This is a genomic window from Micromonospora sp. CNZ286, from assembly GCF_014207755.1.
The window spans coordinates 5,615,855-5,630,876 of the sequence record NZ_JACHIZ010000001.1 but is presented as its reverse complement, the minus strand read 5'-3'; the positions used below and the strand labels follow the sequence as shown (position 1 = coordinate 5,630,876).

Sequence of the window (15,022 nt, the reverse complement as noted above, 5' to 3'; positions counted from 1 at the left end):
TGGCCACCGTGGACATCCCACGAATTGTCGTACCCGAGCGTAAGGTGATCTCATGCACGCTGTCCGTGATCATGAACGGGCGGTGGACACGCTGCGGCGCTCCTACGCCGCGGTGCCCGCCGGGGAACCCGTACGGCTGGCCAAGCAGACCTCGAACCTGTTCCGGCCCCGCTCCGCGCCGCGTACGCCCGGCCTGGACGTGAGCGGCCTGACCGGGGTGCTCGCCGTGGACCCGGCGGCCCGCACCGCCGACGTGCAGGGCATGTGCACCTACGAGGATCTGGTCGACGCGACGCTGCCGCACGGCCTGATGCCGCTTGTCGTGCCGCAGTTGCGCACCATCACGCTGGGCGGGGCGGTGACCGGGCTGGGCATCGAGTCCACCTCCTTCCGCAACGGCCTGCCGCACGAGTCGGTGCTGGAGATGGACGTCCTCACCGGCGCGGGGGAGATCGTCACGACCCGGCCCCGGGGCGAGCACGCCGACCTGCACCGCGCCTTCCCCAACTCGCTGGGCAGCCTCGGCTACGCGACCCGGCTGCGCATCGAGCTGCAACCGGTCCGCCGGTACGTGTCACTGCGCAACATCCGGTTCACCCGGCTGGAGGAGCTGGTCGACGCGATCGGCGAGGTGGTCGCCAAGGGCGCCTGGGGCGGTGAGCCGGTCGACGCCATGGACGGGGTGGTGTTCAGCCCCGGCGAGGCGTACCTCGTGCTCGGCACGTTCACCGACGAGGCCGACGACGGCCCGTCCGACTACACCGGCCAGGAGATCTACTACCGCTCGCTGCGCCGGCGTACCCGGGACACGCTCATCGCGTACGACTATCTCTGGCGCTGGGACACCGACTGGTTCTGGTGTTCGGCGGCGTTCGGGGTGCAGCACCCGGTGGTGCGGCGGCTGTGGCCGCGGCGCTACCGGCGCAGCGACGTCTACCACCGGATCGTGCGGCTGGAGCACCGGCACCAGGTGGCCGCCCGGGTCGACAGGTGGCGGGGTCGCCCGGCCCGGGAGCGGGTGGTGCAGGACGTGGAGGTCCCGCTGGACCGCACGCCCGAGTTCCTGCGCTGGTTCGCCGCGAACGTGGGGATGACGCCGGTGTGGCTGTGCCCGCTGCGGCTGCGGGAACCGTCCGGTCCCGGGTCGGCGAAGGCGTGGCCGCTATATCCGCTCCGACCGGGCGAAACGTATGTGAACATCGGCTTCTGGGGAAGCGTCGCCATCGCGGCGGGCGCCGCCGACGGCGACGTCAACCGCCAGATCGAGCGCATGGTGTCGGAGGTGGGCGGTCACAAGTCGCTCTACTCCGACGCGTACTACGACCGGGGGGAGTTCGACCGCCTCTACGGCGGGGACACCTGGCGTGCCGTGAAGGACCGCTACGACCCGGACCACCGACTCACCGGACTGTACGAGAAGGCGGTATCCCGAGCATGAGTCTGACCGACCGAACACCGGGGGCGGCGAGCGCCCCGGCCGGCCCGCCGGCGGGCGGGCGGCGTACCGGACCCACAGTCGCGGACGTGGTCCGCGCGGTCACCACCGGCGACCTGCCCGTCCGGGTCACCGGCTACGACGGCAGCGAGGTGGGCCCGGCCGACGCCGGGATCACCCTGGCGATCCGCACCGAGCGGGGCCTGTCCTACCTGCTCACCGCGCCGGGCGACCTGGGCATGGCCCGGGCCTACGTCAGCGGCGACCTGGCGCTGGAGGGCGTGCACCCGGGCGACCCGTACGAGGCGCTGCGGGTGATCAAGGACGAGGTGCCGCTGCGGATCCCGGCGATGAGCGAGGCGCTCACGCTGGTCCGGGGCCTGGGCTGGGAACGGCTGCGCCCGCCGCCGCCCCCGCCGCAGGAGGCGGCGCCGCGCTGGCGGCGGCTGATGACCGGCCTGCGTCACTCGCGCATCCGGGACAGCACTGCGATCTCGCACCACTACGACGTGTCGAACGCCTTCTACGAGAAGGTGCTCGGGCCGTCCATGACGTACACCTGCGCGGTCTTCCGCAGCCCCGGCGACACCCTGGAGGAGGCGCAGCGCAACAAGTACGACCTGGTCGCCGGCAAGCTGGCGCTCAAGCCGGGGATGCGGCTGCTGGACGTCGGCTGCGGCTGGGGCGGCATGGTCCGGCACGCGGCCCGCGAGTACGGCGTCAAGGCGCTCGGTGTGACGCTGTCGAAGGCGCAGGCCGACTGGGCGCGGGCCGCGATCGAGCGGGAAGGGCTGAGCGAGCTGGCCGAGGTGCGTCACCTGGACTACCGGGACGCGCCGCGCGAGCAGTTCGACGCGATCTCCTCGATCGGGCTGACCGAGCACATCGGGGTGCGCAACTACCCGGCCTACTTCGGCGCGCTGCGCTCCCGGCTCAAGCCCGGCGGGCGGCTGCTGAACCACTGCATCACCCGGGCCGACAACCGGGCGCCGCACCGCTCCGGCGCGTTCATCGACAGGTACGTCTTCCCGGACGGTGAGCTTGCCGGTCCGGGCCGGCTGATCAGCGAGATCCACGACGCCGGGTTCGAGGTGCACCACGAGGAGAACCTGCGCCAGCACTACGCGCTGACGCTCGCCGGCTGGTGCCGCAACCTGGTCGAGCACTGGGACTTCTGCGTCGGCGAGGTCGGGCCGGGCACCGCGAAGGTGTGGGGGCTCTACATGGCCGGCTCCCGGCTGGCGTTCGAGCGCAACGGCATCCAGTTGCACCACGTGCTCGCCACGCACAACGGCCCGGAAGGGGTGAACGGGTACCCGCTGCGTCCGGACTGGACGCCCTGACGCGACGTACCGACGAAAGGCCGCGCGGACCGCGCGGCCTTTCGTCGAAGCCATTGACAAAGAAGTTTTGTAAGTAAAAACTGATTTTGCCATGAGAGACGTCCTGTACCTGGAACAGCGCGAGCAGGCCGAAGTCCTGCTCAAGCCGCAGCGCATCGAGGTGCTGCGGCAACTCGCCGAGCCCCGCACCTGCACCGAGGTCGCGGCCCGGCTGGAGCAGACGCCGCAGCGCGTCTACTACCACGTCAAGCAGCTCGTCGCGGCCGGGCTGGCCGAGCAGGTGGCGCAGCGGCAGGTGCGCGGCATCACCGAGGGCATCTACCAGGCCGTCGCCCGGTCGTACTGGCTCTCGCCCCGCCTGGTCGGCCGCATCGGCGGCACCCGCCGGGCCCGCGACGAGCTGAGCCTGGGCTACCTGCTCGACCTCATGGAGGAGGTCCAGGCCGACATCGCCGCGCTCGACCGCACCGCCCCCGAACTGCCGTCCATCGGCGTCTCCGGCGAGATCCGGGTGCCCGCCGAGCGGCGGCAGGAGTTCCTGCACGACCTGCAGACGACGCTGCAGGACCTGTTCACGCGCTACGGCGGCGCCGAGGGAGACGCCTTCAAGCTCGCCGTGGCCTGCTACCCGAAAGGCGACACGCATGACTGAGCCGATGATCATCCGCGCCCGCCTCGCCGCCCCGGTGGCGACCGTCCGCCGCGCCCTGACCGACGCCGCCGAGCTGCGCGTCTGGCTGGCCGAGCACGCCGAGGTCGAGCTGCCCCGGCGGTACGAGTTCTGGGGCCGCTACACGCCCGAGGGCGACGCGCCACACCAGCGGCTGCTGCACGCCGACGACCGGACGCTGCGCTTCGCGTGGACGCTCGACGGGGTGGAGACCACCACCGAGTTCGAGCTGGAGCCCGACGGCGACGCCACCGTACTCACGCTGCGGCAGAGCCACTTCAGCTTCGAGGAGGCGATGAGCGGCAGCAGCATCCGGGGCGTGCTCCAGACGTTCTGGTACCTGGCGATCGCCAACCTCAACGACCACCTCGACGGCCGGCCGCTGCTGCCGCGTACCGACTTCACCTCCGCCGACCTGCGCGGCGAACTGCTGATCGACGCCCCGATGGACAAGGTGTGGACGTCACTCACCGACTCCGAGCAGGCCGGCGCCTGGTTCGGCTACCCGATCGGCATCGAGCCCTGGGAGGGCGGCCGGTACGCGATGGGCGGCTTCGACGCCGGTGAGGCCGCGAAGGTGTTCGACGTGACGCCGGGGCGGGCGCTGTCCATCGACTGGGGACCGACCGGCGTGACCTCCTGGGAGCTGGACGAGTCCGAGGGCCGGACGAAGCTGACGTTCGTGCAGTCCGGCTTCGACGAGGGCAACCCGCCGTACGGCGCCTGGACCGGCATCGTCTCCGGGTTCGCCGAGCTGCGACGCTTCCACGAGGTGCCGGACTGGAAGCCCATCTGGCTGTAAGGAAGGGCCCCCTCTTAACGCCTCCGGTAGAGGAGGGGACCCCTTTTAACACGGGCGCTGGCTGGGTAATGCCGGGCGATGTTCTTCATCTTCGGGCTGCGGACCAAGGTCGTCCGGTCCGGCGTCGTCACCGCTGTCTGCCGCAACTGCGGCAACCAGGCCGCCCAGGTGATCACCCGCCGGGTCACCAAGTTCAGCCTCTTCTTCATCCCGCTGATCCCGCTGCGCACCCGGTACGGGCAGCAGTGCACGTTCTGCGGCGCCCAGTACGACATCTCCCGCGCCGAGGCCGAGCGCCTCCCGGTCGGCTGACCAGTGACCCGCTTCCTCTGCTGGCTGATCGGCCGGCAGCCTGCCACACCGATCGCCCCGCCGGTGCACACCGCTGCCCGTCCACCCTGCACGCCCGGGCGCCGGCACCGCCGCCGGCGTCGTCCGGTGGCGGGAGCGCAGTCCCCGCGCTCGCCCTGGAACCGCTCCGCCGACCGCTGACGGCGTGGCCCGACCCCGGTATCGAACCGGAGAACCATCGCGAGCTGCTCGCTCAGTGCTGCACCGGCCGCCGGCCGCCCGAGCCGACCTGCTGTGCGTCGTCGAGCCCCTCGACCGGGAATTCCATCGCCGTACCGTGCCGGTGCCCTGGCCGGTCAATAACTGGGAGCGGGGCAGCGGCTGGTGGTGGCGACGCCTGAGGGAGATCTGACCGCCGTGTTAAGAAGGGGCCCTTCCTCTACCGGAGGCGTTAACAAGGGACCCTTCCTTACACTTCATCGGATGGAGGAGCGGCTGGCGCAGATCCGGGGTGGTGGGCCGCCCCGGCGGCACAACGCCCGTACCGTCGCCGCGCTGACCGGCAACCCCGGCTGCACCCGCCGCGCCGTGCTGGACAGCGCGGGCGCGGACAAGCCGGCGCTCGCCGAGCAGCTCGGCTTCCCGGCCCGGTTCGGGCAGTCCCGTTTCGCGATCACCCGGGGCAACGCGTTCGAGGCCCAGGTCAAGGCCGACGGCGGGGCGGAACTGCTGCGCCTGGTCGCGGAGCGGCTCGGCGTACCGGTGCCGGAGGCCGCGACCTGGACCGACCTCGGCGCCGACGACGACCGGCCGGAACGGTCCCGGGCGGCGCTGACCGCGAGCGGCGACGGCCCGGCGCTGTTCGACCACCCGCTGCTCGGCCTGGACGTGGCCGGCACCCGGGTGCACCTGGAACCGGATCTGGTCGCCGCGCGGCTGGCCGGCCGGTTCCACGTCGTGGAGATCAAGTCGTTCCCGGTGATCGACGGGCAGGCCGACCCGGGCAAGGTCGCCGCCGCCGCGATCCAGTCCGCCGTCTACGTGCTGGCGCTGCGCGAGCTGCTCGCCGCCGAGGGACGCGACCCGGAGCTGGTGTCGCACGAGGTGGTGCTGGTCTGCCCGCGCGACTTCGCCAATCAGCCGGTGGCCAGCCTGCTCGACGTGCGCCGGCAACTGCTGGTGCTGCGCCGCCAGTTGGCCCGGATGGCCCGGGTCGAGGAGCTGCTCGCGGCCGTACCGGCCGGGTTCACGGTCGACCCGGCGGCCGATCCGGCCACGCTCGCCGCCGCGCTGCACCAGGTGCCCGCTCGCTATGCACCCGACTGCCTGGCCGCCTGCGAGCTGGCGTACTTCTGCCGGCACGAGGCGCGCGGGCAGACCGGCGCGCTGGGCCGGCCGGTCCGTGAGGCGCTGGGCGGCGTCGAGGACGTCGCCGACGTGCTGGCGCTCGCCGAGGGCGTAACCGCGCCCGAGCCGGAGCAGGCGGAGGCCGCCGCGCTGCTGCGGGCCGCCGCGCGCCTGCGCGCCGACGCCCTCGCCGGACACCCCGCGTGAGTACGCTCCGCGCACTCGCCCGAGCCCAGGCGGTCGCCACCGGGCGGGCCCAGCCGGTCGCCACGGTCCGCCACCTGCACCTGTCCGACCGGCCGCTGGTGCTGGTGCCGCTCGCGCTGGCCGGTGAGGCGAACGCCCCGCTGGCAGCGATGGTCGGCGCCGCGCCCGACGAGGCCCGGCTGCTCGTGGTGCCGCAGCCGCGCAACCGGGACCAGCGGTTCGCGTTCGCCGCCGAGCTGGCCGGGATCGTCCTGCCCTACCTGGACGAGTTCCGCGACCTGACCGAGGCGGTGCCGGTGGACCGGGGCCGCGACGTCCGCCACCGGTACGTCGACGCGCCGCAACTGCTGGTGCCGAACCCGGCCGGGATCACGTTCCTGCGGCTGTTCGGCCGTTCCACCCGGTTCCGCCGGACCGACGGCGACTATCCGGTGCATCAGTCGGTGCCGCTGCTCGGCCGCTGGCTGACGTTCTTCGCCGAGCGTGCCGAGCAGCCCGGCTCGTCCGCGTTGCTGGCGCTCACCGAGGCGCTGACGTTGCACTGGGCGACCGGGCAGAGCGTGGTGGAGGATCTGCACCTGCCGGCGGTGCTGGGCTGGCTCGACCCGCCGGCCGGGCTGACCGGCGCCGAGGCGGCGGCCCGTGCCGAGGATCCGGCACACTGCCCGCCGGCCGGTCCGGCCACCGACCCGGACTTCGACAACCGCCGGCTCGCCCCCGCTATCGAGGCGTACACCCGGGCCGAGGACGACCCGGCGGCCCGCGCGGCCGCGTACGACGAGCTCGCCGGCCTGCTGCGCGACCAGCTCGCGCCCACCTGGGAGCTGATGTGGCGCGGCGTCGGGCTGTTGCGGGCGCTGCCGGCCGGCGCGCGGGTGGCGGGCCGGTGGGCCGGTGACCGGGACGCGTTCACCGCGCACGCCGAGCATGTCGACGCCGGGGGCGGCCCGCAGCCGCGGCGCGACGGCGCGGTGGCGGCGGCGCTGCGGTTGCAGCGGCTGGAACGGGCGTCGACCGCGTGGGCGGTGCAGCGCGCCTACGACGATCCGCTGGTGATGGCCGAGCACCGGCTGTCCGGTGAGGCGTTCGTCGGCGAGGTGACGCTCGCCGACCCGGCGCGGGTGGACGACTCCGGCAAGCGGCCGGTGCTGCGCCCGCGCATCCAGGTGGTCACCACCGAGCCGGTGCCGATGCCGGTGGGCGCGACGCTGTACTCCCCGGCCCGCCCGGCGCAGAAGGCGAAGGTCGTGTTCGTGACGCCCGGCGCCGACGGCAAGACCGAGGTGGTGCTGGAACTGTCCGGCGGGATGGGCCGGGGGCTGACCGCACCTCCCGGCAGCGTGCCCGAGGTGGGCGAGCGGATCTGCCTGACCAGCTTGTCCGACGGCTTCCTGCCGGGCGGCGCGTTCCCGGCGCCGGAGGAGACGCCGTGGACGCACGGCGGGCCGCCCGGCACGGCCGTCGCGCCGCCGGACCCGGCCCCGGCGGAGGACTGGTCCTGACCCGCGCGGCTCAGCCCAGGGCGGCGAGAGCCGTCCGCGCCTCGTCCGCCGTCGGCCGGTCCGGGTCCGCTGCGAGCAGCGCCTCCAGGCTCCGGCGGTACGCGACGTCGCGCGCCCCGTCGGCCGGGCTCGCCAGGTCCGGGGTGACGCCGCAGCCCTCCCAGTTGGTGCCGCTCGCCGCGTGCACGGGCCGGGCCACCGGCACCGTCAGTTCCAGGTGCGGGTGCAGCCGGTGCCCGACGCGGGGATGCGCGCCGCCCCGGGTGGGCTCACCGACCACTGTGGCCCGGCCGAACTGCTGAAGGTCGTACGCCAGTTCCTCGCCGCCGGAGAAGGTCGCCGGACCGGTGAGCACGTGGACCGGCTTCTCCGGCGCGTAGCGGGGGACCGGCAGCCAGGCGGCGCTCCAGAACTGGCGGGTGGCGCCGGAGCGCTCGTGCATGGTGTGCAGGTGCGTCGGCTCGGCGAAGAACCAGCCGCAGAGCAGCGCCACCCCGTCCGGGCTGCCGCCCTCGGTGCGGCGCAGGTCGAGCAGGAGCGCGTCGGTGCCGGCGAGCAGCCGCAGCGCGGCGGTCAGCGCGTCGCCGGCCAGGTCGGGCGGGAACACGTACGGCTGGATCTCCAGCAGCCCGACGTTTCCCGGCAGCCGTTGCACCCGGGTCACGCCGCCCATGCCGAGCGCGGCGAGGCGTGCGAAGTGTTCCCCGGTCGGGTCGTCGGCCTCGTCGGACAGCGGCTGGTCGTGGTGCTTGAGCCGCAGGTGCAGGTCGCGGTTCGCCGACTGGAGGTCGGCGGTGACGAGCGCGCCGAGCGTGGCGGGGTCGCCCGCACCGGCGTACGCCCCGGCGCGCAGGCGCTCGCGCAGGTGGCCGGCGACCCGGTCGGCGACGTCGGGCAGGACGTACTCGTCGGCCACCAGGGCGGCGGCCCGTTCGACGATGGCGGTGATCTGGTCCGGATCCATCGAGTCCCCGTTCTCGCGGTGGGGGAGAAGTAGAGCAGCCGGTTGACAAAGCGTCAAGAGAAATAGACGCTTTCGCGGTGACCGACGATCCGCTGGAGATCCGCGACCCGGCCCAGTTCAAGGCGCTGGCCCACCCGTTCCGGCACCGGCTGCTGTTCGCGCTCGGAGCCGGTCCCGCCACGCTCAGCCAGCTCGCCGCCCGTCTCGGCGCGGCGAAGGGCACGGTGGCCCACCATCTCGCGGTGCTGACCGAGGCCGGCATGGTCCGCCCGGCGCACAGCCGTCAGGTCCGGGGCGGCACCGAGCGCTACCACGAACGCACGTTCCGCCGGCTCGTCGGCGCCGACACCGACGCGGGCGCCACCGCTGCGCTGCTGGGCGCGTACGCCGAGGAACTCGCCGGTGACCCCGACCCGCTCGTGCACCTGCGACACCTGCGGCTCACGCCGGCCCAGGCCCGGCGCCTGCGGTCCACGCTGGACGAACTGGTCGGCGAGGCCGAGGAGGCGCCGCCGGGGCAGCCGCGCTACGGCGTGCTGGTCTCCCTCTACCGGCACCCGCCTGCGGTCCGCTGACCGACAGTCGTCGACTCTGGCGGCAGTCCCCGGCGCTGGCTAGGCTTGCGCCGTCCGTCGTCCGGTCCTCGTCGTCGAGGGTGCACGTCTGGAAGAGAGCCGGAGCGCATCGTTGTATCCCAGCACGACGTGAGCCTCGCCGTCGCGGCGCCGGCCCGTCATCCGCTCGTCGGCCGTGTCGGACTTGTCGCGGCCGCTGTCGTCGTACTCGGGGAGATGGCCTGGCTGGCCGCCCGTCTGCCGGGCGCGGCGCTGGTGAGCGACCTCGGCGCGATGGCGGTGTCGAGCTGGGCGGCAGTGCTCTGCGCCGGCGCGGCGCGACGTCAGCCGGCCGTGTTGCGCCGGTTCTGGGAACTGCTCGCCGCCACCATGGCCCTCGCCGCGCTCGGCCGTGCGGTGTGGACGGTGGAACGGCTCGGCGGGCTCGGCCTGCCCCACACGCCGCTGGTGGGGGGCCTGTTCGCCGCCGGCATCGTCACCGGCACCGCCGCGCTGCTCTGCTCCCGCACCGGCCCGCGCAGCGTGATCGGCCGGGCCCGCACCCTGCTCGACGGGGTCATCGTCGGGCTGGCCCTCATCCCGATCGGCTGGGTGGTGGTGTTCCACCGGATCACCGACGCCGAGCTGGCCGACCCGATGCGGACGTTCGGGCTGCTCTACCCGATGTTCGACCTGATGCAGCTCACCATCCTCGTGGCGGTCGCCGGTCCGGGCCGGCCGATGTGGCGGGCGCTCACGGTGATCGGTGCGGGCCTGGCGATCCGGTCCGGCGCGGACGCCGTCTACGTCTCCCTGGTCGCGCGCGGCGACTACACGCCGGGGCACCCGGTCGACGTCTGCTGGCCGCTGAGCTACCTGCTGGTCGGCCTGGCCACCCGCTATCCGCCGCCGAACGACGGGGAGGGCGAGGACGACGTGGTCGACTCGCCGCTGCCGCCGTGGTGGCGGGTCGCGCTGCCGTACCTGCCGGTGGGCGGTGCGATCGTCGCGGTCCTGCTGTCGCGGCAACCCAGCGGGCAGACCCCGCAGGTCGTCTTCGTCGGCATGATGGGCCTGCTCGGGGTGCTGGCGCTGCGCCAGGGGCTGGCCGCGAACGAGAACCTGCGGCTGGTCGGGCGGCTGCGCCGGCTCGCGTACTCCGACCAGCTCACCGGCCTGCCCAACCGGCTGACGTTCGTACGGCGGCTGCGGCGGGCGTTGCGCGGGGGTGGGCCGGTCGCCGTGGTGCTGCTCGACCTGGACGGCTTCAAGCAGGTGAACGACAGGTTCGGGCACGCCGCCGGGGACCGGCTGCTGACCACCACCGCGGAGCGCATGCGGGACGCGGTCGGCCCGGACGGGATGATCGCCCGTCTCGGCGGCGACGAGTTCGCAGTGCTCGTCGCAGGGGAGCGCCCGGTGTCACCCGAAGGGCTCGCGGTCCGGCTGCTGGCAGCCCTGGAACCGCTGCCCGGCGAGGAGGATCTCGGCGTCCACCCGTCGGCGAGCATCGGCATCGCCGAGTACGGGCCGCAGCACACCTCGCACACCGACCTGCTCCGGGACGCCGACATCGCCATGTACGCGGCGAAGGCGGCGGGCAAGGCCGCGTACCGCACGTGCACGCCGGAGCTGCGCGAGTCGGCGGTCAGCCGGGCCGAACTGATCGCCGACCTGCGCCGCGCGGTGGACGAGGGCCAGTTGCTGATGGAGTTCCAGCCCATCGTCGACCTGGACACCGGCACGGTACGCAGCGCCGAGGCGCTGGTGCGCTGGCGGCATCCCCGGCTGGGTGTGCTGACCCCGGCGCGGTTCCTGCCGCTGGCCGAGGAGACCGGGCTGATCGTGGCCATCGACAGGTGGGTCATCCACGAGGCGTGCCGGGCCGCGGCCACCTGGCGCGAGCACGCGCCGGACGTGACTGTGGCGGTGAACATCGCCGCCGCCCACCTGTGCCGGCCGGACCTGATCGCCACTGTCACCGGCGCGGTCGGCGCGGCCGGCCTGCCGCCCCGCGCGCTCACCCTGGAGCTGACCGAGTCGGCGCTGATCGAGGGCAGCGAGTCGGTGCTCGACCGGCTGTCCCAGCTGCGCGACCTCGGCATCCGCATCGCCATCGACGACTTCGGCACCGGGTACTCCTCGCTGAGCTACCTGCACCGTATCCCGGCCACCGAGCTGAAGATCGACAGGTCGTTCGTGTCCCGGCTGGACGCCGGCGACGCCCGCGCGTACGCCACGGTCGAGATGGTGAACCGGCTGGCCGGCGCGTTCGACCTGGCCGTGGTGGCCGAGGGTGTGGAGACTGTCGCGCAGCACGCGGCGGTCACCGCGATCGGCTGCCGGCAGGGCCAGGGCTGGCGGTACGGCCGTCCGGCCGCCCTGCCGGACCTGCTCCCCGCGTTGTCCGGGGCCGGCGCCGAGCGCTGACCGGCCCGGGTCCACGGGGGCCGAAGGTCCCGGACGGGACAGGGGATTCGACCCTGCTCACCGGCGGTCCGGCACCGCCATGATGGTTCTCGTCAACAAGACGAACACACCCTCCACACGGGAGTTTGATATGAAGCGACGGACGCTCGATCTGCTGTTCAGCATCGGTGGGCTGGGCCTGGCGGTCCTGCTGCTCGTCGTCGGCGTCGTCCTGACGACGAACGCCAACTTCGCCAACGACTACGTACGCGACCAGCTCGGCGCGCAGCACATCACCTTCACCCCGGCGGACAAGCTGTCCGACGAGGAGAAGAAGTCGGACTGCCTGCGCGAGTACGCCGGCCAGAAGATGACCACCGGCAAGCAGGCCGAGTGCTACGCCAACGAGTACATCGGCCTGCACCTGAAGAACATGGCCGGTGGCAAGACCTACGCCGACCTGGGCGAGCCGCAGAGCGCGCTGCGCGAGCAGGTGGCCCAGGCCGAGCAGAGCAACGCCGCCAACCTGGCCGACCTGCAGAAGCAGCTCGCCGAGGTGAGCGCCCAGCGGGAGACCGTGTTCAAGGGCGAGACGCTGCGCGGCCTGCTGCTCACCTCGTACGGCTTCAGCGAGTTCGGCCGCAAGGCCGAGCAGGGCGCCCTGGCCCTGTACCTCGGCGCGGGTCTGCTCCTGCTGCTCTCGATCGCCGGTCTGGTGCACGCCTTCCGCACCCCGGCCAACGCGACCTTCGCCGCTCCCGAGAAGGAGAAGGTCACCAACTGACCGCACCGACGACGCCCCCGGCCGATCCTGGTCGGGGGCGTCGTGCTGTCCGGCTTGACCCTCACGCAGCGGGAGGCGGGAGGCTTGGTCGCGGAAGGGAGGGAACCATGCCGTACACGGTGGGACAGGTGGCGCGGGCGGCCCGGGTGACGGTCCGGACGCTGCACCACTACGACGAGATCGGGCTGCTGCGGCCCAGCGGGCGCACGCCGGCGGGCTACCGCCGCTACGACGAGGCCGACCTGGACCGGTTGCAGCTCATCCGGTACTACCGCGAGCTGGGGTTCCCGCTGGAGGAGATCGCCGAGATCCTGGACGATCCGGATGCCGACCCGGTGGCGCACCTGCGCCGGCAGCACGAGCTGCTGTCCGGGCGGATCGGGAAGCTCCAGGAGATGGTCGCGGCGATCGAACACGCGATGGAGGCGAGGACGTTGGGGATCCAGTTGACCCCGGAGGAGCGGTTCGAGGTGTTCGGTGACTTCGACCCGGACGAGCACGCCGAGGAGGCGGAGCAGCGCTGGGGCGGCACCGAGGCGTACCGGCAGTCGCAGGAGCGCGCGGGCCGCTACTCGAAGGAGGACTGGCTGCGCAACAAGGCGGAGAACGAGGACTGGGGGCGGCGGTTCGTCGCGCTGATGGACTCGGGCGCGCCGGCTGACGGCCCGGAGGCGATGGCGCTGGCCGAGGAGCACCGGCAGCTCATCACCAAGTGGTGGTACGACTGCTCGTACGAGATCCACACCGGCCTGGCCGACATGTACGTGGCGGATCCGCGGTTCACCGCGTACTTCGAGACGCTGCGGCCCGGGATGGCCGCGTACCTGAACGAGGCGATCCACGCCAACGCGATCACCCGGTCCTGACCGGGAGCGGGTGGCAGGATGGCCGGCATGCTCATCGTCGCCGGCACCCTCTACGTCGATCCGGCCCGGCGGGACGCCTACCTGGCGTCCTGTGAGGCCGCCGTCCGCGCGGCCCGGGAAGCGCCCGGCTGCGTCGACTTCGCGGTCAGCGCGGACCTGGTCGAGCCGGGCCGGATCAACGTCTACGAGCGGTGGGAGTCCGACGAGCAGTTGCTGGCGTTCCGGGGCTCCGGCCCGGAGGCCGAGCAGGTGACGGAGATCCTCGGCGCCGAGGTGCACAAGTTCCGCATCTCCGGCGTCGAGGCTCCGTGACCGTCGCTAGATGAAGACGTCGAGAAGCAGGACGCCGAGGAAGCCGACCACCGAGATGATGGTCTCCATCACCGACCAGCTCTTGATGGTCTGCCCGACTGTCAACCCGAAGTACTCCTTCACCAGCCAGAAGCCGGCGTCGTTGACGTGGGAGAAGAACAGCGACCCGCAGCCGATGGCCAGCGCCAGCAGCGCCACCTCGGGGCCCTGGAGCGTGGCGGCCAGCGGCGCGACGATGCCGGCGGCGGTGATGGTGGCGACGGTGGCCGAGCCGGTGGCGACCCGGATGCCGACCGCTACCAGCCAGCCGAGCAGCAGCGGCGAGAGGTTCGCACCGTCGGCGGCGTTCGCGACCAGGTCGCCCACGCCGGCGTCGACGAGTACCTGCTTGAAGCCGCCACCGGCGGCGACGATCAGCAGGATGCCGGCGATCGGCGGCAGCGAGCCGCCGAGGAAACCGGAGACCTGGGTACGGCTGAAGCCGGACCGGTAGCCCAGGAAGATCATGGCGAAGATGACGCCTGCCAGCAGCGCGATGATCGGGGTACCGACGATGTCCAGCGCCTTGCGGCCGGCGGTGTCCTCGCCGAGCGTCAGCTCGCCGACCGCCCGCAGCAGCATCAGCACCACCGGCAGCAGCACCGTCACCACAGCCGCCCAGAGCGCCGGGGCCCGGCGCGATCGCCGCCCGACCGGCTCGTCGATCGCGCCGCCGGGCCGTCCGGTGCCCGGGTTGACCAGGTCGTCCGCGGTAACCAGGTCGCCGTCGGCGTCGAGCCGGCCGTCACCGGGCCGGGTCGGGCTGCGGTCGACGGCGGCGTCGCGCCGGGTCGGCAGCAGCTCGGCCGGTGCGGTGGCCGGCACGTACCGGGCGATGAAGTTGCCGAAGACCGGGCCGGCGATGATCACCGTGGGGATCGCCACCAGCAGGCCCAGCGCGAGCGTCTGACCGAGGTTGGCGCCGAGCGCGTCGATCGCCACCAGCGGGCCGGGGTGCGGCGGCACCAGGCCGTGCAGCACCGACAGGCCGGCGAGCGCGGGAATGCCGATCTTCATCAGCGGCACGTTCACCCGCAGCGAGACCAGCAGCACGATCGGCACCAGCAGCACCACGCCGACCTCGAAGAACAGCGGCAGGCCGATGAGCGCGGCCACACCGGCCATCGCCCAGGGCAGCGCGGTCCCGGAGACCCGGCCGACCACCCGCTCCACGATGCCGTCCGCCCCGCCGGACTCGGCCAGCAGGCCGCCGATCATCGCGCCGAGCGCGATCAGCAGGCCCACGCCGCCCACAGTGGAGCCGACGCCGCCGCTGAACGACGTGACGATCTTGTCGACGGGTACGGCGGCGACCACGCCGAGCACCGCGGCGCCGAGGATCAGCGCCAGGAACGGATGCACCTTGCCCCACGCGATGAGCAGCACGACCGCGGCGATGCCCAGCAGGGCCGCGAGGACGAGCTGGGTGTCACCGGCGTTCGTGAGCGGTTCCGCGGGTGCGGCGAGCAGTGTGACCACGGCTATCACGCCCTTCGG

The 15,022-nt window shown here is 73.1% G+C and carries 14 protein-coding genes; 12 read left to right on the top strand and 2 right to left on the bottom strand.

Annotated features, from left to right (window positions below; translation table 11 throughout):
- Positions 1–52: 52 nt before the first annotated feature.
- The 7 genes from FHX31_RS24870 (at position 53) to FHX31_RS24840 (ending at position 7,597) form a co-directional block, all read left to right on the top strand.
- Positions 53–1,438 (top strand): FAD-binding oxidoreductase, encoded by a 1,386-nt coding sequence (locus tag FHX31_RS24870; RefSeq protein ID WP_151014970.1) that lies wholly within the window; start codon positions 53–55, stop codon positions 1,436–1,438.
- The gene (locus FHX31_RS24865; protein WP_114919519.1) at positions 1,435–2,778 is read left to right on the top strand and encodes a class I SAM-dependent methyltransferase; all 1,344 of its coding nucleotides are present in this window, start codon (positions 1,435–1,437) and stop codon (positions 2,776–2,778) included. Before FHX31_RS24870 ends, FHX31_RS24865 begins: the two co-directional genes overlap by 4 nt.
- A gap of 91 nt (positions 2,779–2,869) precedes the next feature.
- Positions 2,870–3,430, top strand: a complete 561-nt coding sequence (locus FHX31_RS24860) for a winged helix-turn-helix domain-containing protein (RefSeq protein WP_013284257.1) — start codon at positions 2,870–2,872, stop codon at positions 3,428–3,430.
- A complete protein-coding gene (locus FHX31_RS24855) occupies positions 3,423–4,250 on the top strand; it encodes an SRPBCC family protein (RefSeq protein ID WP_013284258.1) in 828 nt (275 codons plus the stop codon). Before FHX31_RS24860 ends, FHX31_RS24855 begins: the two co-directional genes overlap by 8 nt.
- A gap of 78 nt (positions 4,251–4,328) precedes the next feature.
- Positions 4,329–4,562: a zinc-ribbon domain-containing protein gene (locus FHX31_RS24850; RefSeq protein ID WP_013284259.1), complete on the top strand. Its 234-nt coding sequence runs from the start codon at positions 4,329–4,331 to the stop codon at positions 4,560–4,562.
- Between the two features lie 462 nt (positions 4,563–5,024).
- Entirely contained in the window at positions 5,025–6,095 is a 1,071-nt protein-coding gene (locus FHX31_RS24845) for a hypothetical protein (RefSeq protein WP_123110701.1), read from the top strand.
- Positions 6,092–7,597: a hypothetical protein gene (locus tag FHX31_RS24840; protein ID WP_184977292.1), complete on the top strand. Its 1,506-nt coding sequence runs from the start codon at positions 6,092–6,094 to the stop codon at positions 7,595–7,597. The genes FHX31_RS24845 and FHX31_RS24840 overlap by 4 nt, the downstream gene beginning before the upstream one ends.
- Positions 7,598–7,607: 10 nt before the next feature.
- Here the strand turns inward: FHX31_RS24840 and FHX31_RS24835 are convergent, their stop codons facing one another.
- On the bottom strand, positions 7,608–8,561 hold the full coding sequence (locus FHX31_RS24835) for a S41 family peptidase (RefSeq protein WP_184977291.1): 954 nt from the start codon (positions 8,559–8,561) through the stop codon (positions 7,608–7,610).
- Positions 8,562–8,638: 77 nt separating this feature from the next.
- Here FHX31_RS24835 and FHX31_RS24830 point away from each other — a divergent pair, with 77 nt between their 5' ends.
- From FHX31_RS24830 to FHX31_RS24810, 5 genes are all read left to right on the top strand, one after another.
- Entirely contained in the window at positions 8,639–9,136 is a 498-nt protein-coding gene (locus tag FHX31_RS24830; protein ID WP_013284263.1) for an ArsR/SmtB family transcription factor, read from the top strand.
- A 129-nt stretch (positions 9,137–9,265) separates the two neighbouring features.
- Positions 9,266–11,545 (top strand): putative bifunctional diguanylate cyclase/phosphodiesterase, encoded by a 2,280-nt coding sequence (locus tag FHX31_RS24825; RefSeq protein WP_225319768.1) that lies wholly within the window; start codon positions 9,266–9,268, stop codon positions 11,543–11,545.
- Between the two features lie 130 nt (positions 11,546–11,675).
- On the top strand, positions 11,676–12,308 hold the full coding sequence (locus FHX31_RS24820) for a hypothetical protein (RefSeq protein WP_013284265.1): 633 nt from the start codon (positions 11,676–11,678) through the stop codon (positions 12,306–12,308).
- A gap of 107 nt (positions 12,309–12,415) precedes the next feature.
- Positions 12,416–13,174, top strand: coding sequence for a MerR family transcriptional regulator (locus tag FHX31_RS24815; protein WP_013474157.1), 759 nt, complete (start codon positions 12,416–12,418; stop codon positions 13,172–13,174).
- A 27-nt stretch (positions 13,175–13,201) separates the two neighbouring features.
- A complete protein-coding gene (locus tag FHX31_RS24810; protein ID WP_013284267.1) occupies positions 13,202–13,486 on the top strand; it encodes a putative quinol monooxygenase in 285 nt (94 codons plus the stop codon).
- Between the two features lie 6 nt (positions 13,487–13,492).
- Here FHX31_RS24810 and FHX31_RS24805 read toward each other — a convergent pair whose 3' ends face one another.
- Positions 13,493–15,004, bottom strand: coding sequence for a GntT/GntP/DsdX family permease (locus tag FHX31_RS24805; RefSeq protein ID WP_047893632.1), 1,512 nt, complete (start codon positions 15,002–15,004; stop codon positions 13,493–13,495).
- Between the last annotated feature and the right edge of the window lie 18 nt (positions 15,005–15,022).